The organism is Nocardioides sp. YR527, from assembly GCF_900101045.1.
Classification (GTDB): domain Bacteria; phylum Actinomycetota; class Actinomycetes; order Propionibacteriales; family Nocardioidaceae; genus Nocardioides.
In genome coordinates this window covers 132,193-152,286 of record NZ_FNFN01000011.1, presented here as the reverse complement: position 1 = coordinate 152,286, position 20,094 = coordinate 132,193, and the positions used below count along the sequence as shown (strand labels likewise).

At 68.3% G+C, this 20,094-nt stretch carries 21 protein-coding genes and 1 tRNA gene; 11 read left to right on the top strand and 11 right to left on the bottom strand.

The features are described from left to right. The first annotated feature begins 95 nt into the window (after positions 1-95). Both BLT25_RS27030 and BLT25_RS27025 read left to right on the top strand, forming a co-directional pair. Positions 96-881: an alpha/beta fold hydrolase gene (locus tag BLT25_RS27030; protein WP_091052537.1), complete on the top strand. Its 786-nt coding sequence runs from the start codon at positions 96-98 to the stop codon at positions 879-881. Between the two features lie 69 nt (positions 882-950). Beyond that, positions 951-2,375, top strand: coding sequence for a DUF1254 domain-containing protein (locus BLT25_RS27025; protein WP_218131494.1), 1,425 nt, complete (start codon positions 951-953; stop codon positions 2,373-2,375). Positions 2,376-2,422: 47 nt separating this feature from the next. Here the strand turns inward: BLT25_RS27025 and BLT25_RS27020 are convergent. From BLT25_RS27020 to BLT25_RS27000, 5 genes are all read right to left on the bottom strand, one after another. Beyond that, positions 2,423-2,501: transfer RNA gene (locus BLT25_RS27020), tRNA-Gln, on the bottom strand. Further along, positions 2,469-3,266 (bottom strand): type 1 glutamine amidotransferase domain-containing protein, encoded by a 798-nt coding sequence (locus tag BLT25_RS27015; protein WP_218131493.1) that lies wholly within the window; start codon positions 3,264-3,266, stop codon positions 2,469-2,471. Before BLT25_RS27015 ends, BLT25_RS27020 begins: the two co-directional genes overlap by 33 nt. A 28-nt stretch (positions 3,267-3,294) precedes the next feature. Next, entirely contained in the window at positions 3,295-4,887 is a 1,593-nt protein-coding gene (locus BLT25_RS27010; protein WP_091052535.1) for a succinic semialdehyde dehydrogenase, read from the bottom strand. Between the two features lie 23 nt (positions 4,888-4,910). Beyond that, positions 4,911-5,840: an acetoacetate decarboxylase family protein gene (locus BLT25_RS27005; protein WP_091052533.1), complete on the bottom strand. Its 930-nt coding sequence runs from the start codon at positions 5,838-5,840 to the stop codon at positions 4,911-4,913. A 96-nt stretch (positions 5,841-5,936) separates the two neighbouring features. Beyond that, positions 5,937-6,515 carry a TetR/AcrR family transcriptional regulator gene (locus BLT25_RS27000; protein WP_091052531.1) on the bottom strand — a complete coding sequence of 193 codons (579 nt, stop codon included), beginning with the start codon at positions 6,513-6,515 and terminating at the stop codon, positions 5,937-5,939. Between the two features lie 62 nt (positions 6,516-6,577). Between BLT25_RS27000 and BLT25_RS26995 the strand changes: the two genes are divergently transcribed. The 3 genes from BLT25_RS26995 (at position 6,578) to BLT25_RS26985 (ending at position 8,797) form a co-directional block, all read left to right on the top strand. Further along, a complete protein-coding gene (locus BLT25_RS26995) occupies positions 6,578-7,813 on the top strand; it encodes an NADH:flavin oxidoreductase/NADH oxidase family protein (protein ID WP_091052529.1) in 1,236 nt (411 codons plus the stop codon). A gap of 61 nt (positions 7,814-7,874) precedes the next feature. Then, a complete protein-coding gene (locus BLT25_RS26990) occupies positions 7,875-8,138 on the top strand; it encodes a GlsB/YeaQ/YmgE family stress response membrane protein (protein WP_091052528.1) in 264 nt (87 codons plus the stop codon). A gap of 98 nt (positions 8,139-8,236) precedes the next feature. Then, on the top strand, positions 8,237-8,797 hold the full coding sequence (locus BLT25_RS26985; RefSeq protein WP_091052526.1) for a DUF1269 domain-containing protein: 561 nt from the start codon (positions 8,237-8,239) through the stop codon (positions 8,795-8,797). A gap of 33 nt (positions 8,798-8,830) precedes the next feature. Here the strand turns inward: BLT25_RS26985 and BLT25_RS26980 are convergent, their stop codons facing one another. From BLT25_RS26980 to BLT25_RS26970, 3 genes are read right to left on the bottom strand one after another with little or no spacing between them, the layout of a single operon-like run. Then, on the bottom strand, positions 8,831-9,637 hold the full coding sequence (locus BLT25_RS26980; RefSeq protein ID WP_176884321.1) for an ABC transporter permease: 807 nt from the start codon (positions 9,635-9,637) through the stop codon (positions 8,831-8,833). Further along, positions 9,625-10,398, bottom strand: a complete 774-nt coding sequence (locus BLT25_RS26975) for an ABC transporter ATP-binding protein (protein WP_091052524.1) — start codon at positions 10,396-10,398, stop codon at positions 9,625-9,627. Before BLT25_RS26975 ends, BLT25_RS26980 begins: the two co-directional genes overlap by 13 nt. After that, the gene (locus BLT25_RS26970; protein ID WP_091052522.1) at positions 10,395-10,760 is read right to left on the bottom strand and encodes a hypothetical protein; all 366 of its coding nucleotides are present in this window, start codon (positions 10,758-10,760) and stop codon (positions 10,395-10,397) included. The genes BLT25_RS26975 and BLT25_RS26970 overlap by 4 nt, the downstream gene beginning before the upstream one ends. 61 nt (positions 10,761-10,821) lie before the next feature. Between BLT25_RS26970 and BLT25_RS26965 the strand changes: the two genes are divergently transcribed. Then, a complete protein-coding gene (locus BLT25_RS26965) occupies positions 10,822-11,343 on the top strand; it encodes a helix-turn-helix domain-containing protein (RefSeq protein ID WP_091052521.1) in 522 nt (173 codons plus the stop codon). 11 nt (positions 11,344-11,354) lie between these two features. Here the strand turns inward: BLT25_RS26965 and BLT25_RS26960 are convergent, their stop codons facing one another. Continuing rightward, complete coding sequence (locus BLT25_RS26960; RefSeq protein ID WP_091052519.1) at positions 11,355-12,485, bottom strand: aminopeptidase P family protein; 1,131 nt, start codon at positions 12,483-12,485, stop codon at positions 11,355-11,357. 178 nt (positions 12,486-12,663) lie between these two features. Between BLT25_RS26960 and BLT25_RS26955 the strand changes: the two genes are divergently transcribed. The 5 genes from BLT25_RS26955 to BLT25_RS26935 are packed head-to-tail and all read left to right on the top strand — an operon-like array spanning position 12,664 to position 17,607. Next, positions 12,664-14,112 carry a glutamate/gamma-aminobutyrate antiporter GadC gene (locus BLT25_RS26955; protein ID WP_091052575.1) on the top strand — a complete coding sequence of 483 codons (1,449 nt, stop codon included), beginning with the start codon at positions 12,664-12,666 and terminating at the stop codon, positions 14,110-14,112. Continuing rightward, on the top strand, positions 14,109-14,552 hold the full coding sequence (locus tag BLT25_RS26950; protein ID WP_091052517.1) for a hypothetical protein: 444 nt from the start codon (positions 14,109-14,111) through the stop codon (positions 14,550-14,552). Before BLT25_RS26955 ends, BLT25_RS26950 begins: the two co-directional genes overlap by 4 nt. Beyond that, a complete protein-coding gene (locus BLT25_RS26945; RefSeq protein WP_371113354.1) occupies positions 14,536-15,906 on the top strand; it encodes a dipeptidase in 1,371 nt (456 codons plus the stop codon). The genes BLT25_RS26950 and BLT25_RS26945 overlap by 17 nt, the downstream gene beginning before the upstream one ends. A gap of 45 nt (positions 15,907-15,951) precedes the next feature. After that, entirely contained in the window at positions 15,952-17,049 is a 1,098-nt protein-coding gene (locus tag BLT25_RS26940) for an ATP-dependent DNA ligase (RefSeq protein ID WP_176884319.1), read from the top strand. A gap of 33 nt (positions 17,050-17,082) precedes the next feature. Beyond that, positions 17,083-17,607 (top strand): hypothetical protein, encoded by a 525-nt coding sequence (locus tag BLT25_RS26935; RefSeq protein ID WP_091052513.1) that lies wholly within the window; start codon positions 17,083-17,085, stop codon positions 17,605-17,607. A 208-nt stretch (positions 17,608-17,815) separates the two neighbouring features. Here BLT25_RS26935 and BLT25_RS26930 read toward each other — a convergent pair whose 3' ends face one another. Then, positions 17,816-19,411 (bottom strand): CotH kinase family protein, encoded by a 1,596-nt coding sequence (locus tag BLT25_RS26930; protein ID WP_091052511.1) that lies wholly within the window; start codon positions 19,409-19,411, stop codon positions 17,816-17,818. Next, on the bottom strand, positions 19,411-20,088 hold the full coding sequence (locus BLT25_RS26925; RefSeq protein WP_091052509.1) for a DUF4956 domain-containing protein: 678 nt from the start codon (positions 20,086-20,088) through the stop codon (positions 19,411-19,413). Before BLT25_RS26925 ends, BLT25_RS26930 begins: the two co-directional genes overlap by 1 nt. Positions 20,089-20,094 lie beyond the last annotated feature (6 nt).

The following is a 20,094-nucleotide window of genomic DNA, read 5'->3' as shown; positions in this document are numbered from 1 at the left end:
GAATCTCGACGCCGCGAGGACATCGGGGGATCCCCTACCTGGACCCGGGTTTCGAGTGCCACCGCCGACATCGCCGAGCGCGCTACGGTCGGTTCATGGATGTCGTCGAGGTCGACGGGTTGCGCATCGCCTACCGGCGGGCCGGAGACGGCCCGGCCGTCGTGTTCGTCCACGGCGGTGCCGAGGACAGCCGTGGCTGGACCCCACAGCTCGACGCCCTCGCCGACGAGTTCACCGTCATCGCCTGGGACGAACCGGGCGCCGGCGGCTCCGCCGACGTCCCGGCTGGCTTCGCGCTGAGCGACTACGCGGATCATCTTGCCGGGCTGATCCGCGCCCTGGACATCACTCCGTGCACCCTCGTCGGGCTCTCCTGGGGTGTGACCGTCATCCTCGAGGTCTACCGACGCCACCCCGCGGTGGCGCGAAGCCTCGTCCTCGCCGACGGCTACGCCGGCTGGCGCGGCTCCCTCGGCCCTGACGAGGCCGACGCCCGCCTCGCGGGCCTCCGCGCCCAGCCGGAGGGCAGCTTCGACCCGACCCTCCCCGGCCTCTTCGCCGGCCCTCCCCCGGCCGACTTCGTGCCGTTATTGGAGGCGATGTCGGCTGATGTACGCCGCCACAGCATGCTCACCGCCCTGACCGCGATGGCCCAGGCCGACCTGACCGACGTCCTCGCCACGATCCAGGTGCCCACCCAGCTCATCTGGGGCGCCCTCGACGCCCGCTCGCCCCTGTCGGTCGCCCACGAGTTCGAGCGCCGCATTCCCGGCGCGGACCTCGCCGTGATCCCCGACTGCGGCCACGTCAGCAACCTCGAGGCTCCGCAGGCGTTCAACGACGTCCTCCGCGGCTTCCTCCACATGGTCCGGAACGGGTGAAGCGCATCGCCTCAGGGGCCGCGCAGGCTTGGCGCCGAGACCAGGCAGGCCGCGGCGAGGGGTGGAACAGTGGGCGACGAGAGCATGCTGGAGATGGCGCGGCGGAACATCGCGGTGCCCGACGTGGTGCCCTCACCGCTGGGCGACCTCGAGTTCTTCGACGGGGTGCCGCTTCCGGGGTCGGTCGACACGATCTACGACCTGCTCGATCTCACCCGGGCGATCGAGGTCTACCTCAACACCATCCCGGGCGCCTCGCTCGTTGCGATGCGCAGCGGGTTCCGCAGCGTGGGCCTCGACGGCAACACCATGCTCGGCTTCACCGACCCTCGCGCGAACTCGGGCTCGTTCTTTCTGACGCCGAACACCGAGACGACGTACGGCTCGATGTTCCTCGACCTGCGCGACGGCCCGCTGGTCGTCGAGAACCCACCGAACTCGCTGTGCGTGCTCGACGACTTCTGGTTCCGCTACGTCGCCGACCTCGGCATCGCCGGGCCCGACAAGGGCGCGGGCGGCAAGTACCTCTTCCTGCCTCCGGGATACGACGGCGAGGAGCCGGACGGCTACTACGTGTTCCGCACGCCGACGTACTCGAACTGGCTGGTCGTCCGCGCCCTCGGCGGCGTTCCCGACATCAAGAAGGTTCGGGTCTATCCGCTCGCGCAGGCCGACGACCCGCCGGCGATGACCTACCTGAACATGGCCGATCTGACCCAGAACACCATCCACGCGAACGACTTCTCGTTCTTCGAGGAGATCGACACGCTCGTGCAGGAGGAGCCGGCCGACGCGCTGGATCCGGAGCGCGCAGGCCAGTGCGCGTCGATCGGGATCGTGCACGGTCAACCGTTCGAACCCGACGAGCGGATGCGCGGGATTCTCACCCAGGCCGCGCCGCTCGCGGCAGCGATCGCCCGGGCACTGGTCTACAAGCCACGCGACCCCGACGCGTACTACTACCCCGGCAGCAACTGGCTGGCCGCGTTCGTCGGCGGCAGCTACGAGTTCGAGCGCAACCACGCCCGGCTGCTGGACGCCCGCGCCCAGTTCCACTACTTCGCGACCGTGATCACGCCGGCGATGGCGCACGCCCAGGTGGGCGCGGGATCGGCGTACGCCTACACCGCGATGGACTCGACGGGCGCCTGGCTCGACGGCGGCCGGACCTACCGGCTCACCCTGCCCGCGGGCATCCCGGCGAAGAACTTCTGGTCCGTCGACCTCTACGACACCCAGACCCGCTCGCTGCTGGAGACCGACACGCCGTACCCGGCCCTGATGAGCCTGTCGAACACCGTCGCGACGAACGACGACGGCAGCGTCGATCTCTGGTTCGGACCGACGGCGCCCGACGGCCGCGAGGCGAACTGGATCCAGACCGTGCCCGGCAAGTCGTGGTTCGCCATGCTGCGGCTCTATGGACCTCTGGAGGCATGGTTCGACAAGACCTGGCGCCCCGGCGAGATCGAGCCTGCGGACGAACTCAGCTGACGCGCCCGGACACCAGTTGGACGAGGAGCATCAGGGGTGACTACCTGCTCCCCGGGTAGGAGTCGAACCTACGTCGCTAGTCCTGATTCAAAGTCAGGCGGGCCCTGCCGGCAGACCAACCGGGGAACGTACGCCGAAACGCACGGGACAACTGTAGACGGCAAAGCCGGTACGCCGCGCACTGACTCCGCAGCACGGGCACCCGGTCAGAGGAGCTCGGCGACCTTCTGGGCCGTCTCCTTGGCCGACCCCGGGTTCTGGCCGGTGACGAGGTTGCCGTCGACGACCGCGTACGAGACGAACGGGATCTTGGCCTTCTCGTAGAGCGCGCCGCGCGCCTTGGCCTCCTCCTCGGCGTTGTACGGCACGAGCTTGTCGACGCCGCGCAAGGACTTCCTCCTGCCACGCGAAGCCGGTCATCTTGCGGCCGGCGATGAGGTAGGAGCCGTCGGAGAGGCGGGTGTTGAGCAGGCCGCAGTAGCCGTGGCAGACGGAGGAGATGATGCCGCCGCGCTCGAAGATCTCGCGGGTGATGCGCTGGAGACCCTCGCTGTCGGGGAAGTCGTACATGACCGCGTGGCCGCCGGTGAAGTAGATGGCGTCGTAGTCGGCGGAGTCGACGTCCTCGGGGCCCAGCGTGTTCTCCAGCAGCGCCATCCGCTCCGACGAAGAACGCCAGGCCTTGGCGGTCTTGTCGTAGCTGGGGAACCTCAGCGCCCGCGGTTCGAGGGGCACCGCTCCCCCGGCGGGGCTGACGAGGGTCTGCTCGAAGCCGTGCTCCTCGAAGACCTGCCAGGCATGGGTGAGCTCGGAGAGCCACAGCCCGGTCGGATGGGACGGGTCGTCGTAGTGACCGACGTTGGTGACGACGTTCAGGATGCGCTTGGTCATGCCCCGGTCTCCTTCGTGTGGTCCCGGCTCACCGGACACCCGTCCGTCGTAGTGTCTTCAACGCGAGCGTAAGGATCCGGGACCACTGATCGTGGTTGATCGCGCTGGGCGGGGTGAATCCCTGGAGTCGCTGGTGGGCGACGGTCTGGGCCTCGGTGTACTTGAGCAGCCCGTCGGCGCCGTGCCTGCGGCCGAGCCCGGAGTCACCCATCCCACCCATGGGAGCGTCGATGCTGCCCCAGGCTGCCGCGAAGGCCTCGTTGACGTTGACCGTGCCGGAGTGGATACGGGCCGCGACGGCCCGCCCACGTGCGCCGTCGCGAGTCCAGACGCTGGCATTGAGGCCGTACGGCGTGGCGTTGGCCATCTGGATGGCGTCGTCGAGGTCGGAGTAGCGGTAGATCGAGACGACGGGGCCGAAGGTCTCGTGGTCGAACAGGGTCATCTCCGGGGTGACGTCGGCGAGGATCGTCGGCTCGTAGAACAACGGCCCGAGGTCGGGGCGCGGCGTCCCGCCGGCGAGCAGCGTCGCACCCTTCGCGACCGCGTCCTCGACATGAGTGGCGACGGTCTCGAGCTGCGACGCCGTCGTCAGGCTGCCGACGTCGATGCTGTAGTCGTACGCCGCGCCGATCCGCAGCTCCTTCGTCCTGGCCGCGAACCGGGAGACGAACTCGTCATAGATCTGGTCGGGGACGTACATCCGCTCGATCGAGACGCACAGCTGGCCGGCCGAGGGGAAGCTCGCGGCGATGGCGCCCTCGACGGTCCGGTCGATGTCAGCGTCGGCCAGGACGATCATCGGGTTCTTGCCGCCGAGCTCGAGGGAGGCACCGATGAGGCGCTCGCCCGCCTTCTGGGCGATGTGGCGGCCGCTGGCGGTGGAGCCGGTGAACATCACGTAGTCGCCGTTGGCCAGGAGCGGGTCGCCGAGGACGCTGCCGCGCCCGATGACCATCTGCCACACGTCGGCAGGCAACCCGGCTTCCTCGAGCAGGTCCAGGGCCCACAGGGCGGTGACGGCGGTCTGGGTGTCGGGCTTCTGGACCACGGCGTTGCCGGCCAGCAGGGCGGGGATGGCGTCACCGGCCGCCATCGAGAGCGGGTAGTTCCACGGTGAGATGACCGTGACCACGCCCTTGGGGTGGTGGAGCTCGGTGGTGTGGGTGAGCAGCGGAAGCGCGCCCTTGCGTCGCTTCGGGTCGAGGAGCCTCTCCACACTGCGGGCGTAGTAGCGGGCCGTGATCGCGATGTCCATGATCTCGAGGAACGCATCGCGTCGGGTCTTGCCGTTCTCGGCCTGCATCAGGTCCAGACCCTGCTCCTGCCGCTCCAGGACGAGGTCGTGGAAGCGGAGGAAGATCCGCTTGCGCTCGCTGATCGGGGTGGCCGCCCAGCCGACCTGCGCGGCGCGGGCCCGCCCGAAGGCCGCCTCGACATCCTGGGCGGTCGAGGACGGGAGCGCAGCGAAGGGCTCGCCCGTGTAGGGAGCGGTGGTGGTGACCGTGGCGGCTCCCGGAGCCGCGGCGACCTGGCTCGCGAGCCGGTTCAGCAGCGCGGGCGTGATGGAGGCGGGAAGGCCGGCCCCTCGGACCGGGGCGGCAGCGTGATCGATGGACATGTCGGATCTCCGTGTGGTGAGCGCTAGGCGGTGGCCCGGACCGAGATCGGCACGGGCATGTGGAGGGCGGCCTGGGCCTCGGTGGCGACGTCGAGGCGGAGCGTACGCACCGGCTCGAGGGCGCGGATGTCGTCGGACATGCGGCCCTCGCCGAGCTGGAGCTCGACACCACGCGGCAGGGTCGCGCTGCCGGCGGCGAGGATGTTGGTCTGGTTGAGCGTCGACTGCCAGCGGCCGCCGAGCTCGGTGTAGGAAGTCAGCGACGAGACCCGCTCACCCGAGCCGAAGGTGGTCTGCGCCGGCGTGGGCGCGGAGAAGGCGACATCGACCCCACCCGTCGCGTTGGCGACCCGGGCGGTGCTGGTCGAGGTGTCGATGTCCACGTCGAGGTCGGTTACCCATTTCGGGAAGCCGTAGCCGTCATGACCACGCACCTGCGCGATGTCGGTGTTGACCGGCAGGGAGAAGACGTACGAGTGCAGGTGGTCGTTCTTCAGGTCGGTGACGAGGTCGAGGAATCCGAGCCGTCCGTGCCGGGCGGGCCGGACTGCGACGCCCACCGCGGCCTCGGTGTAGAAGTCGATGTCGGCGATGTCGTAGCGGAAGAAGATGACCGAGGCGAGGCCGATGCCGGGGACGACCTCGAGCGGCTCGAGCTCCTCGGGCAGGCGGGCCCGGATCGCCGAGGAGCGGGCCAGCATGGTCAGCCGGGCCGAGGACATCCGGTAGTAGAAGTTCGGCGTGTACGTGGGGCCGATCGGTGAGTCGACCTGGGTCTTGGAGAGGCGACGGAAGAAGTCGACGCCGCTGACCCGTGGGTCGCGGGCGATCTCGTCGAGATCGGGGTTCATCCGGTAGCGGTCGTAGAGCCCGCCGCGGGGCACGTCGACCGTACGCTCGCCCAGCCGCGCGGTCACGGCCTGCTGTCCGGGCTGTTGTTCGGTGGCAGCCATCAGGATCTCCTCAATGTTAGCAATGCTTACATGGAGAGCCTACGCAGCAATGTAAGCACCGTCAACACCGGCCGAAGTGGCGACCGCCACTCCCTGCTAGTCGGCGCTGGCAGCGAGGATCGCGGCGAACGCGGCCCGCACCCGTTCCCCGATCTCCTCGGTCGAGCCCGCCTGAAGCTTGCCGTCCATGTAGAGGTAGGCCATCCCGTGCGCGAGCGCCCAGCCGGCCGAGGCGAGCGCATCGGCATCGACATCAGGGAAGACCCGCGTCATGGCCACGGCGAGCAGGTCATGGATCTCGGCAGCAGCCTCGACCCGCTCCGCACTCCCCGTGTCGCACGCGTTGCCGAACATCACCCGGAACAGCGCCGGACGACGCAGCGCGAACTCGACGTACGCGACAGCGAGCTCGCCCAGATCGGCAGCAGAGGCCGGGAGCTCACGGCCCTCGGTCAGGTCGGCCTTCAGGTCGCGCAGCCCCTGGGCCGCCAGCGCGGACTCCAGGGCGTCACGGTCCTTGAAGTGGCGGTAGGGCGCCGTCGGCGAGACCCCCGCCTCGCGCGCGAGCGCACGCAACGAGAACGGCTCGCCCTCTTCGAGCATCCGCATCGCGGCCGTCAGGAGCGATGCCCGGAGGTCGCCGTGATGATAGCCACTCTTCTCAGAAGTTGACACTGCTTACATTCCTTCCTACGCTCATGTGAGCACCGTAAACATACCGCACTCAGGAGCAGTACATGTCATCCGTATTCGAGCAGTTCGCCCTTCCCAACGGCTCCGTGCTCCCGAACCGGCTGGCCAAGGCCGCCATGGAGGAGAACATGGCGGCGGCCGGCCAGCTCCCGGACGCCTCTCTCGTCCGGCTCTACCGCCGCTGGAGCCAGGGCGGGGTCGGTCTGATCATCACCGGAAACGTCATGGTCCACGCGGAGGCGCTCACCGGGCCCGGGGGTGTCGTTCTCGACGCGGAGTCGCCGCTGGCCCCTTTCCGGGAGTGGGCGACCGCCGCGAAGAGCGGGGGTTCGCAGGTCTGGATGCAGATCAACCACCCCGGCCGCCAGGTGGGCGCGAACATGCCCGGTGTCGCCTGGGGGCCTTCGGCCGTACGCGTCGACCTCGGCAAGAACACCAAGCGGTTCGCCCAACCCGTCGAGATGACCGCGACCCAGATCGAGGAGACGGTCACGCGGTTCGCCGAGACCGCCCGGCGGGCCGAGGAGGCCGGGTTCGACGGCGTCGAGATCCACGCCGCCCACGGCTACCTGCTCTCCCAGTTCCTCTCACCCCTGGCCAACCGGCGCACCGACCGGTGGGGCGGCGACCTGGCCGACCGGGCCCGCCTCCTGCTCGACATCGTCCGGGCCGTACGTGCCCTGGTCTCCCCCGACTTCGCCGTCGCGGTCAAGCTCAACTCCGCCGACTTCCAGCGCGGCGGATTCGACGCCGAGGACGCCAAGGCAGTCATCGAGATGCTGGCCCCGCTGGGCGTCGACGTCGTGGAGCTCTCCGGTGGCAGCTACGAGGCCCCGGCCATGACCGGGCAGACCAAGGACGAGCGCACCCAGGCCCGCGAGGCGTACTTCCTGACCCTCGCCGAGGACCTGGCCCGGACCAGCCCGCTTCCCCTGATGCTCACCGGTGGCATCGTCCGGCGCCCCGTCGCCGAGGAGGTCCTCGCCGGCGGCGTCGACCTGGTCGGTATGGGCAGCGCCCTCGCGGTCGACCCCGATCTGCCGAACCGGTGGCGCCACGACGCCGAGGCCCGCGTCGACCTGGCGCCGGTCCGGATCGAGGACAAGGCCGTCGCCTCGGCCGCGAGCATGGCCCGCGTACGCCAGCAGCTGCGCCGCCTCGGTGCCGGCCGCCGCCCCCGCCCCGGGATGGACCCCAAGCTCGCCCTGGCCAAGGAGACCTTCCTCCAACGCCGCGCCCTGCGCCGCTACCGCACGTGGCTCCAGACCCGCGTCGCCTGACCCGTCGAGCAGTGTCGTTCAACGCCGGATAGAGAGCGTTTGGATGCGGTAGGTTGCCAATATGCTCATCATCGCGATCATCCTGTTCGGCATCGTGGCAGGCGGCGTGGCACAACTCGTTCTCGGTCGATCGATGAAGGAGATCGATTGGACCACCGCGGCGGTGACGGGCCTCCTGGGCTCCTTCGTCGGCGGCCTGGGGCTCAGCCTCGCGACCGGCAACGGCCTCGATCTCCACCCGACCGGGTTGATCGGGTCGATCCTGGGAGCCCTGCTCCTCACCTGGGCATGGGGGTTCTGGCGCCGGTCGCGTCAGGGCCAGTGATCATCGGATCCTCCGAGCGGCACCCCACCCGCTACGGGTGATGCCGTCGAGCCATGGCCGTTCGAGAGTGGTACCTCAACCACCAAGGAGCGGATGTCATGGCAGACGAGACCAACCCCGACGTAGAGGTGAGCGCGGCCTCCGTGTCCGACGGCGCCTACACCCTCATCATCGCCGACTTCAGCGACACCGACATGGCGTTGGAGGCGTACGAGGCCCTCAAGTCGGCCGAGGACGGCCGCACCGTCGAGATCGAGGGCGTCATCGTGGTCAGGCGCTCGGCCGAGGGCAAGCTGGAGATCCAGAAGGCAACCGACCACAGCACGAAGTCAGGCCTCAAGTGGGGCGTCGTCGGCGGCGTCGCGCTCGGGGTGATTTTCCCGCCGTCGATCCTCGGCAGTGCCGCAGTGGCCGGCGGCGCCGGAGCCCTCGTCGGAAAGCTGCGGCAGCGCCACCACAACCGCGAGCTCGAGGAGAAGCTCGAGAATGCGATCACACCAGGGCACTCCGGCCTGCTCGCCCTGGTTTCCGACCCCGGCGAGGTCAAGATCCGCAAGGCCCTCGAGCGTGCGGAGTCCATCGTCGAGTCCACCGTCGCGAAGGTCGAGGCGGACGACATCAAGGCAGCAGCCAAGGAAGTCCAGGGCGGCCACGCCTGAGCGCCGGGCAGCGGAGCGTCCGGCGCCCGGCGCTCAGGCGACGTCGCGGCGCAGGGACACGGCCGCGGCCAGGGCCGATGAGGCCAAGGCGTAGCCGAGGAGCACGAGCGCACCCACCAGCGGCGCCTGTACGACAGGGCCATTCACACCGGTCTCGGCCGCGATCATCTCCAATATCGCGGTCGACCCGGTGAGCGCGGACGTGGCTCCACCCGGAAGGAACGGATAGACGATGTTGGCTCCCGGGAGAATCATCATCAGGTTGTCCACGAAGTAGAAGTACCCCAAGGTGATCCCGATCGCGAGCAGCTGGTGCCGCGCGACAGCTCCGATGCCGACACCCAGCAGCATGTAGATGGCTGCGGCGGCGCCGTACCTCGCTGTGGTGCCGAGCATGGCACCGAGCCCGAGCCCTGGCTCGATCCCGTACGCGAAGGTCCCTGCATAGATCCCGGCAACCGCGGAGAACGCCAGGACCAGCCCGTACGCCAGGCCGAGCCCGCCGTAGGCGATCAGCTTGGCCACCAGTACCCGGCCGCGATTCGGGACCGCGAGGAAGGTGGTGGCTACCGTGCGATGCCGGTATTCGCCGGTGATCGCCACGGTGCCGATCAGCGCAGGTACGAAGAGGGCGACGCCGAGAAGGCCCACGACGCCGGAGACGCCCGCGACAGTGTCCAACCCAGGCATCGGCGGGGTGGCGTTCTCCGGCCCGGTCAGGGCGACGAGACCGGTGAGCAGGCCACCGCACGCCACCGCGGCCGCCAGCGTCCACAGGGGCAGTCGGGTCCTGGTCAGCCGGACCACCTCACCTCGGATCGCGTCCTTCAGCTGTCGCATGCCATCTCCTCCTCGACCATGCTCAGGTAGGCCTCCTCGAGCGAGGCGTGTTCGCCGGTGAAGTCGCTCAGGGAGCCTGACCAGCGCGTGCGGCCTCCTTCGACGAGAACCAGATCGTCGATGACCTGTTGCAGCTCGGTGAGCACATGACTGGACACCAGCACCGTCCCGCCGGCATCGGCGAAGGCTCGCAGCAGACGGCGCAACCACACGATGCCCGAGGGATCCAGGCCGTTGGTCGGCTCATCGAGGATCAGCCCGGACGGTTGGCCCAGCAGAGCCGTCGCCAATGCCAGCCGCTGGCGCATCCCGGTGGAGAAGCCGCGGACTCGTCGGCGCGACACCGAGCTCAGGCCGGTCTCCTCGAGCACCTGCTCGACCCGAGCGCCGGGCACACCGATCAGGGCGGCCTGAGTCTGCAGGTGCCCACGAGCGGTCATCCCCGGATGGGCTCCGGCCAGATCGCCGACGACGCCCAGAACCCGGGACGGAGAGCTCAACGCCCCATAGGGCATCCCATCGATCGTCGCGGCGCCCTGATCCGCACGGGCGAGTCCGGTGAGGATGCGCAAGGTCGTGCTCTTGCCCGCGCCGTTCGGCCCGATGAAGCCGGTCACCCGCCCCGGCCGGGCGACCAGATCGACCCGGGTCAGCGCCGGCACCGGCCCGAACGACTTGGCCAGACCTTCAGCTCGCAGTGTGGGGCCGGACAGCACCACACGCCCCTGCGCCGCGACACCCGGGGCCACGGCGGCACTCATGACCGAGCCAGAGCGTCGAGCTTCGCGGCCAGCTCGGCGGCCTCCGGATTGCTGACCAGCAGCTCGTCGAAGCCGGCACCGACCTCCCTGTCGCGCAACCGGATCCGCAGCAGGGGCAGCCCACGCGTCATCGAGACCAGCCTGCGGGTGCCGTCGGGATGCCGAAAGGTGCCCAGCTTGCGAAGACCGGAGATCGCCATGCCAGAACGCCAGCCCAAGATCTCAGAGCTCCAGCCCGGCAGCACCTCCACCGAGTCGACGGCACTGACCGCGACGGAGTAGCCCGCGCGGCCGACCATCAGCCGCTCCCAGCCGGGAAAGGTCAGCATCAGCACGCCGTCCTGGACATTGAGGATGGTCATCTCATCTCCTAGAATATACTCAGATCAGGAACATTCTACGAATGAGAATAATGGGAGCCAGATGCCGTCGCAAGGCAATAACTCTGAGGTCGTTGCCCATCCCGTACGACTGCGGGTCCTGCAGGCGGTAGGGGGTCGCGATCTGACCACCGCCCAGCTCCGGGACCTGCTGACAGATGTCCCCCAGGCAACGCTGTATCGACACATCGCCACGCTCGTCGAGGCCGGCTTCCTCGCCGTGGCGTCGGAGCGGCGGGTGCGCGGCACGGTCGAGCGCACGTACACCCTGGGCGAGCGGATGGCTCACGTCGAGAAGGCCGAGCTGGCGACGCTCTCCGACGAGCAGATCCGAGCCGGTTTCCTCGCCTTCATCGGCGAGCTGCTTCGTACGTTCGAGGGTTCACTCGCACTCGGCGAGGTGACCCGCAGCCACATCGGGTTCGGCACGGGCGCGCTGTACGTCGATGAGGAGGACCTCGGGCGGATCCAGCAAGGATTCAACGATCTCATCGCCCCGTACGTCGGCGAGGCGCTCGGGAAACAGCGCGTGATGCTGTCCACGGTGCTCCTGCCCACCGAGTAGCGCCGTATGTCTCAGCCGACGACCTTCAGGTCACGCTCGGTGCTGTTCAGACGTCTGCCGCCCTCCTCGGTGACGGTGACGATGTCCTCGATGCGGACCCCGAACTCTCCGAGGAGGTAGATCCCGGGCTCGACGGAGAAGCACATCCCGGGCACGAGCGGCTGCTCCTCGCCCTCGATCATGTACGGCGGTTCATGGGTCGTGGTGCCGATGCCGTGGCCCGTGCGGTGGATGAACCGCTCGCCGTACCCGGCGTCGGTGATCACCTTTCGAGCGGCCCGGTCGATCTCCTGGCAGGCCACGCCCGGGCGTACCGCTTCGACTCCTGCCTGCTGCGCCGCGCGGACGACCTCGTGGACCTCGCGGATCAGCGCGGAAGGTTCGCCCACGCACACCGTGCGACTGGTGTCCGAGCCGTAGCCGTACATCAGCCCACCGAAGTCGAGGACGATCGCATCGCCGACCTCGATGGTGCGGTCGCCGGCCTCGTGGTGAGGGTTGGCGCCGTTCGGTCCTGAGCCGACCACCGTGAAGTCGACCTGCTCGTGCCCGGCCTCCCGCAGCAGGCGGGCCAGGTCGGCGGCCACGTCCGTCTCCTTCCGACCGGCGAACCGGACTCCGAGGATCTGCTCGTAGACCGCGTCCGCGGCGGCCCCGGCAGCTGCCAGCCGGGCCAGTTCCTTGGAGTCCTTCACCGCTCTCAGCATGGGAAGGGCCTGCGTCAGCGACCGATAGGAGGACTCGGGCAACGCGTCCTGCAGTCCGAGCAGGTGCATCGCCCATGCCGAGTCGGCGATTCCCATCGTCCCGTTAGCGGGGATCAAGGTGCTGGCGCGCACGAACGGATCCTCGCCGTCCACCCAGTCGACGATCGAGAGGCCCGGTGCACCCACGGCACTCTCGACGTCCGGCCGCTCCAGGGTCGGCACCAGCAGCGTCGGCTGTCGGCCGGGAGCGAGGACCAGCACCGTCAACCTCTCGGTGATGGCCGTGGGCTGGTAGCCGGTGAGCCACACCAGGTCAGGACCGGGCGTCACGAGGAGCCCGTCCAGCCCCGCGTCGGTCGCATCGGCCACCGCACGGCTCATCCGAGCCGTGTAGTCCTCGGTCGTGATCGGCACTGGTGACTGCGTCGTGGTCATCGTGTCCCTCCTGGTACGGACGATAACCACAGATGGTCAGGCGCGAATCATCCGTTCGGGATGATCCACCTGCGCGAGTCTCGTTCCTAATCTGAGCCATCAGCTGCCGTCGCTTTTCGCAAGGAGTGATGAGGATGTCCAGATCTTGCAGAATTTCCGCACCGTTGCGGTGGTCACCATGAGCGCAGGGGACGCAGCAGCAGACCTGGCGACGCGAGCCAAGATCCCGCCGACCGCCTGGATCTCGTGGGTGGCGCTGGCGATGATGACCACGAGCTCGGTCGCCAGCCTGCGGGCGGCGCCGACGATGGCGGTCTACGGCCTGGCCTGCGTCTTCTTGTACCTGCTCCCGGCCATCGTGTTCCTGCTGCCGACGTCGCTGGTCTCCGCGGAGCTCGCGTCGGGCTGGGAAGGCGGCATCTACAAGTGGGTCTCGGAAGGGATCTCCAAGCCGATGGGCTTCCTGGCGGTCTGGTGCCAGTTCGCCATGACGATCTTCTACTACCCGAGCCTGCTGGGATTCGTGGCGAGCACCCTCGCTTATGTGTTCAATCCAGAGCTGGCGAGCAGCGGGGTGTGGACCGCGTGCGTGATCATCGTTGTGTACTGGTCCGGTGTCTGGATCTCCTCACGCGGCACCAAGGGAGTCGCGGGTCTCGCCAGCGGCGGCCTGATCATCGGAACCCTGATCCCCGGCGTCGTACTGGTCCTTCTCGGCATCGTCTTCCTCGGACAGGGCAACGAGTCCGCGGCACCGATGACCGCGGAGAACATCTTCCCGGTGTGGGCCGGGCTCGCGAGCCTCGTGCTCATCGTCAACAACTTCCTCTCCTACTCGGGCATGGAGATGAACGCGGTTCACGTGTCCTCGCTGAAGGACCCGGGCAAGGAGTTCCCGAAGTCGATGTTCCTGGCCATGGGCATGGTCCTGGCGATCTTCATCCTCCCGGCGCTGGCGATCAGCTGGATCGTGCCCGCTGAGGAGCTGTCCCTCACCGCTGGTGTGATGCAGGCCTTCGACGCGGTCTTCGCGAACTTCGGCTGGCAGTGGCTGACCCCGATCGTGGGCATCATGCTGGTCACCGCATCCCTCGGCGGCATGCTGACCTGGCTGGCTGGGCCGTCGAAGGGCCTGCTGCTGATCTCGCGCCAGGAGGGCTACCTTCCACCCTTCCTGCAGCAGCTGAACAAGAACGGTGTCCAGCAGAACATCCTGGTCGTCCAGGGGCTGATCACCACCGTGATCGGTCTGGCGTACGCGTTGATCCCAGACGTGTCCAGCGCCTACTGGATCTTCTCGGTCATCACCACCCAGGTCTACCTGATCATGTACCTGTTGATGTTCGTGGCCGCGATCCAGCTGCGCCGTAAGCATCCCGACCACCCGCGCGGCTACCGCGCGCCCATGCTCGTCGGGATGTGCGGCGTCGGCTTCGCGGCCTCCCTCGCCGCCCTCCTGGTCGGCTTCATCCCGCCGTCGCAGTTCGCGTCGGGAAACTCCGGTCTCTACTTCGCCATCGTCGGCGGCGGCGCACTCGGGCTCGGGCTCCTCGTGCCGTTCCTGTTCTACCGCTTCCGCAAGCCGTCGTGGAAGCAGCCCGAGTCGCAGGAGGTGACCCCGTCATGAGCACCCCGACGGAGACAGAGAGCAAGCGCGAACGCAGCTGGATCTACATCACCGCCCTGGTCGTCCTCGGCGTCCTCCTCATCGCCGGGCTGATCGCCTTCAACTCGGCCCGGGAGACCCGCAACGCCGAGGAGAAGGCCGACGAGCTGATCGCGGCCCTCGAGGACGCGGGCGCCAGCGCCCCGGACAGGGACCAGATCGTGCGGGTCCTGGGCGAGGACGGTGGGGCGACATGCGAGGACCCGAACGACGCGCTGAATCGCGCCGTCCTGCTGTCGCAGCTCTCGAACGGGGCGACCGGCCCCGGGTCGCGCCCGGTGATCGCCGACAGCCGGGTCTTCCAGGGCCAGAAGCTGATCATCGAGATCTACTGCCCCGACGAGCTGGAGGAATTCAACGAGTTCGTCGACGACCTCGAGACCGATGACGTGGCGGGGTGAGCGAGAAATGGATCTGAGGGGCCGCATCGCTGACCTCATGCCCCAGGCGCGGGAGGAGCTGGCCGAGCTGGTCGCCATCAAGTCGGTCGCCGACCCGCGCCAGTTCCCGCCCGAGGAGTGCCACCGTGCCGCGCGGTGGGTGCTCGACCACTTCACGGCTCTCGGGTTCGACGATGCCCGACTGGCGGAGACCTCCGACGGCAGCAACGCCGTCGTGGGCTCGCGCCAGTGCGCACGACCCGATGCGCCCACGGTGCTGCTGTACGCCCACTACGACGTGCAACCGCCGCTCGACGACGCCGCCTGGCAGACACCGCCGTTCGAGCTGGTCGAGAAGGACGGGCGCTGGTACGGCCGCGGGACGGCGGACTGCAAGGGCAACATCCTCATGCACCTCCTGGCGCTCCGCGCCTTGGGGGATGACGTACCGGTGAACCTCAAGCTGGTCGTGGAGGGGTCCGAGGAGCAGGGCACGGGGGGCCTGGAGGCGTTCGTGGTCGACAACCCGGATCTGCTCCGCGCCGACACGATCCTGGTCTGCGACACCGGGAACGCGGCCGTCGGCCACCCTGCGGCGACCGTCAGCCTGCGCGGCATGGTCAACGTGGTCGTCACCGTCGAGGCCCTGACCTCGGAGGTGCACTCCGGAATGTTCGGCGGTGCCGCCCCGGACGCCCTCGCGGCCCTGATCGCGATGCTGGCCGGCCTGCGGGACTCGGCCGGCAACACCACCATCGAGGGCCTGGACAACACCCGACGCTGGGAGGGCGAGCCGTACCCGCCCGAGCAGTTCCGCGGCGACGCCGGACTGCTCGACGGGGTCCAGCTGCTCGGTGACGGCTCGGTGTCGGACATGTTGTGGGCAAGGCCATCGGTCACGGTGCTCGGCATCGACTGCCCACCCGTGGTCGGCTCGGCGGCGGCGATCGTGCCGAAGGCCGCCGCGCGGCTGAATCTCCGCATCCCACCCGGGCTCGCGCCGGACGTGGCACAGAAGGCGCTCGAAGCGCACCTCCACCGGACCGCACCCTGGGGTGTCCACGTCACCATCGAGGTGGAAGCCACCGGCTCGCCGTTCCGGGCCACGATCGACGGACCGGCCTACCGGGCGATGGGCGCGGCGATGCTGGAGGCCTACGAGAAGCCGATGGCAAGCCTCGGGCAGGGCGGCTCGATACCGCTGTGCAACGTCTTCACCGACACCTACCCCGACGCCGAGATCATCCTGATGGGCGTGGAGGAGCCGCAGGCGTTGATCCACGCGCCGAACGAGAGCGTGGACCCGCGTGAGATCTCGGCCATGGCACTGACCGAGGCGCTGTTCCTGCAGCGCTACGCCGCCGGGACGACCTGACCGGTCTTCCTCCCACGGATCGATCGCGCGCTTAGGCTGAGCGACGTGGACCTTCCTGTGATGCCGCCGATCCTGCCGATGCTCGCGAAGCCCGCGAAGGGCGTGCCGACCGACGGCGGCTATGCGTTCGAGCCGAAGTGGGACGGGTTCCGGTGCATCGTGTTCAAGGACGGGGACGAGGTGGAGCTGGCCTCGCGCAACACCAAGCCGCTGACGCGCTACTTCCCCGAGGTGGTCGAGGCGCTGCGGAAGGCGCTGCCGGAGAAGATCGTGCTCGACGGGGAGATCTTCGTGGCGATCGGGGACCGGCTGGAGTTCGAGGTGCTGCAGCAGCGGATCCACCCGGCGGCGTCACGGATCAGCCTGCTGGCGGAGGAGACGCCCGCTGCGTACGCGGCCTTCGATCTGCTCGCGCTGGGCGAGAGGTCGTTCCTCGACGAACCGCTGACGGAGCGACGGGCAGCGCTGGAGGACGTCTTCTCCTCGGTGACCTCGGACAACGTCCATCTGTGCACGACGACGACCGACCCGGAGGTCGCCCAGGACTGGTTCACCCGGTTCGAGGGCGCCGGACTGGACGGGGTCATGGCCAAGCCGCTGGACGCTCCCTACGTCCCCGACAAGCGGACGATGCTGAAGATCAAGCACTCGCGTACGGCTGACGTGGTCGTGGCCGGCTACCGCGAGCACAAGACCTCCACGCCGGAGAACCCGCTGCTCGGGAGCCTGCTGCTAGGTCTGTACGCCCCCGGGGAGGACGGTCAGCCGGAGCTGCAGCACATCGGGGTATCGGCGTCCTTCACCGCCGCGCGACGCGCCGAGCTGTGGCAAGAGCTGCAGGAGCTGGTCGTCCCGATCGAGGACCACCCGTGGGGACGCTGGAACGAGTGGCTCACCGCCAACCCCGACCGCGTCCCCGGCACCCAGAGCCGCTGGTCCCAGGGGAAGGACCTGTCCTTCACCCCGCTGCGGCCGGAGCGGGTGCTCGAGGTGGGCTACGACCACATGGAGGGACGCCGGTTCCGGCACACCGCCCAGTTCAAGCGCTGGCGCCCCGACCGCGACCCGGAGTCCTGCGGCTACGAGCAGCTCGAGGAACCCGTGGCGTACGAGCTCTCCGAAGTGCTCGGAGTGCCCCGCTGAACAGCGCAGTTAAATCCGGATAGGGTCGGAGTCATGAGCTACGACGTCGTACTCCTGGTCGAGCAGGCAATCACCCTCGACGACGCGACCCGGGTCCACTCTCTCCACGAGGGGGTCGAGGACCCGGTCTACCACGTGCTGCTTCCCTTGGAGGACGCCGCAGCGCGGATCGAGTCGGCGATGGGCACGCTCAGCGCGGCCGAATACCTCGGCTCGGCGATGATGATGAACGAGATCGACCTCGACGCGGTGCGCGAGGAGGCCAAGGACGAGGCCGAGAAGGCGCTCGAGCAGACCCTCAAGGTCCTGAAGACCTCTGGCGCCGCCGCCCACGGCGAGCTCGTCCAGGATCCGGTCAAGGCACTGCGCACCAAGGTCGCGGCCGTCGACGGCCGGGAGGCGATCATCATGACCCGCCCGCACGTGGTCGCCGAGTTCTTCCACGTCGACTGGACCCACCAGGCCCGACGCCATCTCCACGTGCCTGTCCTGCACCTGATCGAGCACGAGAACTTCGACGAGCAGGCCGGCGAAGGCGAAGGAATCACCGGAATGTAGGACGTTTCGTCCCCATGACCGCCGAATGCACCAGACGTGACCGGTAACACATCAAAGGTTACCGCTCTGTTACCGGCTTCACGTGGCAGTTGTGGCTCGCATTCCCCTAGTATCTTGGGGTTCGCTGTTCCGGGGGGATCCAGCGACAAAGAAGTGCCTGCTCGTGCGATCGGGGGATCCGCGCTGAGTGGGCACTTCTGCTATCCGCTCACTCCTTCCGTGCCTTCTCCAAGGTGCTGGTGCGCTGGTCGACCCAATCCGACATCGTGTCGATCGCCGTTCCCAGGTCCTCGGCGCTCAGCGAGTCGCTGGTCGGCACCGTCTCGGCCAGCCCGTCGAGGGTGTCGGCGGCCGTGCCGTCGGCGTACACCTTGTCGAACAGCTCCCAGTACGCCTCGGTGTAGACGGTCTTCAGGTCCTCGGACGCCAGGAACCGCTCCTTGAGCGCGTTCCCACCACGGATGCCACCGGCTCCACCGGCTCCGCCTGCCTGCTGCGTACGTTCCGGGGCGGCGCCCATGCCTGCGTCCATACCGGCCCGCATGCCGCCTCCCATGCCGTTCTCGTCGTCGGGACCGAGCGTGGCGTCACCCTGCATGGCGAGGTTGAGGTCCCAGGAGATCACCGAGAGCTTCTCGGAGTCCAGGTCGTACCAGAGGTAGTAGTTCTGACCCGGACCGCTCATGTCGTCGCTGTTGACGATCAGGTTCTGCATCGCCAGGTAGCTCGCCAGCGAGTCCACGTCGACCCACTCGTCCAGGTCGGCGGCGAACTCTTCGTCGTCGGCCCCGTCCATCCACTTCAGGAAGTCGATGATCGGCTGCAGGGTGCCGTCATCGCTGGCGTTGATCTGCTTGAACTGGTCGCTGTAGGAGGACTGGTCGGCGTCGACGTAGGCCAGCTGGGAGGAGGCGTCCGCCTTGTAGAGGTAGCCGGGCGAGTCGAACAGGTTGTTCGCCATGTTCTCGTCCGGGTGGGCGAGCAGCAGACGGGTCGTCGTGTCGCTGCCGTTGACCGAGTAGACGGCATACCCGTAGTCCTGGGTCGGCAGATCGGCGGCCTTGGTCAGCGAGAGGGCCATCGCCTCATTGATAACCGGGCTGCCGGGGCGTACGGAGATCTCGGTCATGCCCTGGTAGGCGCGGCCCTCGACGTTCTCGTCGAAGCTGAGCAGCAGCGGGAGCGAGGTCGGGTCGTCGGCGGAGACCTGGGACATCGCGCCCATCGCGCCACCGCCCGGTCCCCCGGCCATCCCGCCTTCGGGCATCTCCATGCCCTCGGGCGGCTCCATCCCTTCGGGCATCTCCATCCCCTCGGGCGGCTCCATGCCTTCGGGAGGCATCATGCCGCCGCGTCCGGGACCGCCCTCGCCACCGGCTCCGCTGGTGCCGCGCAGGCCCATCAGGGTCGAGTTCCCCTTGAGCCGCACCGCGACGTCGTTGATGACGGTCCCGTCGATGGTCACCGTGGCGGTGACCCACTTCTTCTCACCGTCCTTCTGGTAGCTGTCGACCATGTCGTCGTACTCGACGTCGGTGATGTCGATGGAGACCTCGTGGTCGACCGAGGTGTCGAAGAGGTCGACGGTGCCGGCGAGGTCCTCGGTGATGTCGGCGGCGGCGATCTCGACGTCGCCGGTGATGTAGGGCTTGATGCCCACATCCTTGAGCGTGACCAGCAGCGCGAGGGAGAAGACACCCAGGAGGGCGACGAGCTTCCAGTGCTGGCGCCAGGAACGCGGCAGCCGGTGCCGGAGGCGCTTGCGCGGCACCGGCTGCGGCGTGATGTTGTCGGGTTCGGCCATCACAGATCGGTCTGGTCGTAGCCCGTCAGCACGGTGACGCGCTGGCCGCTGTTGACCGCGGAGAGTGCCTGCAGCAGCTCACGCGAGCTGCTGCCCTTCTTCAGCTGCGCGGTGTAGTAGAGCTCGATCAGCGCCCCGGAGCGTACGGACTCGGTCGAGACCAGCTCGAAGTCGGAGCAGTGCTGGATCATCAGGTCCTCGACGACCGCGGTGTACTCCGGCTCGGGCGGAACCTGGACCTTGACGACCTGACGCTGCACGTCGAGCTTGAACCAGTTGAACTTGTTCATCAGGACGAGCACGAGGCAGATCATCACCGTGGCCGCGATCGCGAGCAGGTAGAACCGGGTGCCGGTCGTCATCCCGATCGCCATCACCAGGAAGATGAAGCCGACGTCGCGGGTCTCCTTCACCGCGTTGCGGAACCGGATCACCGACAGCGCACCCACCAGCGCGAACGCCCTGGCGATGTTGGAGCCGACGACGAGCATGATGAGCGAGACGACCATGCCCGCGAGCACCAGCGTCTGGACGTACGACTGGCTGTAGGAGACGTTCTTGTGGGTGGCCCGGTAGACGTAGCCGATGATCGCCGACAGCACGAACGACAGCGTCAGCGACGCCACGATGTCGAAGACGGTGAACGTGGAGCTGAGATCTTGGAAATCGAGATTCATGAGAGC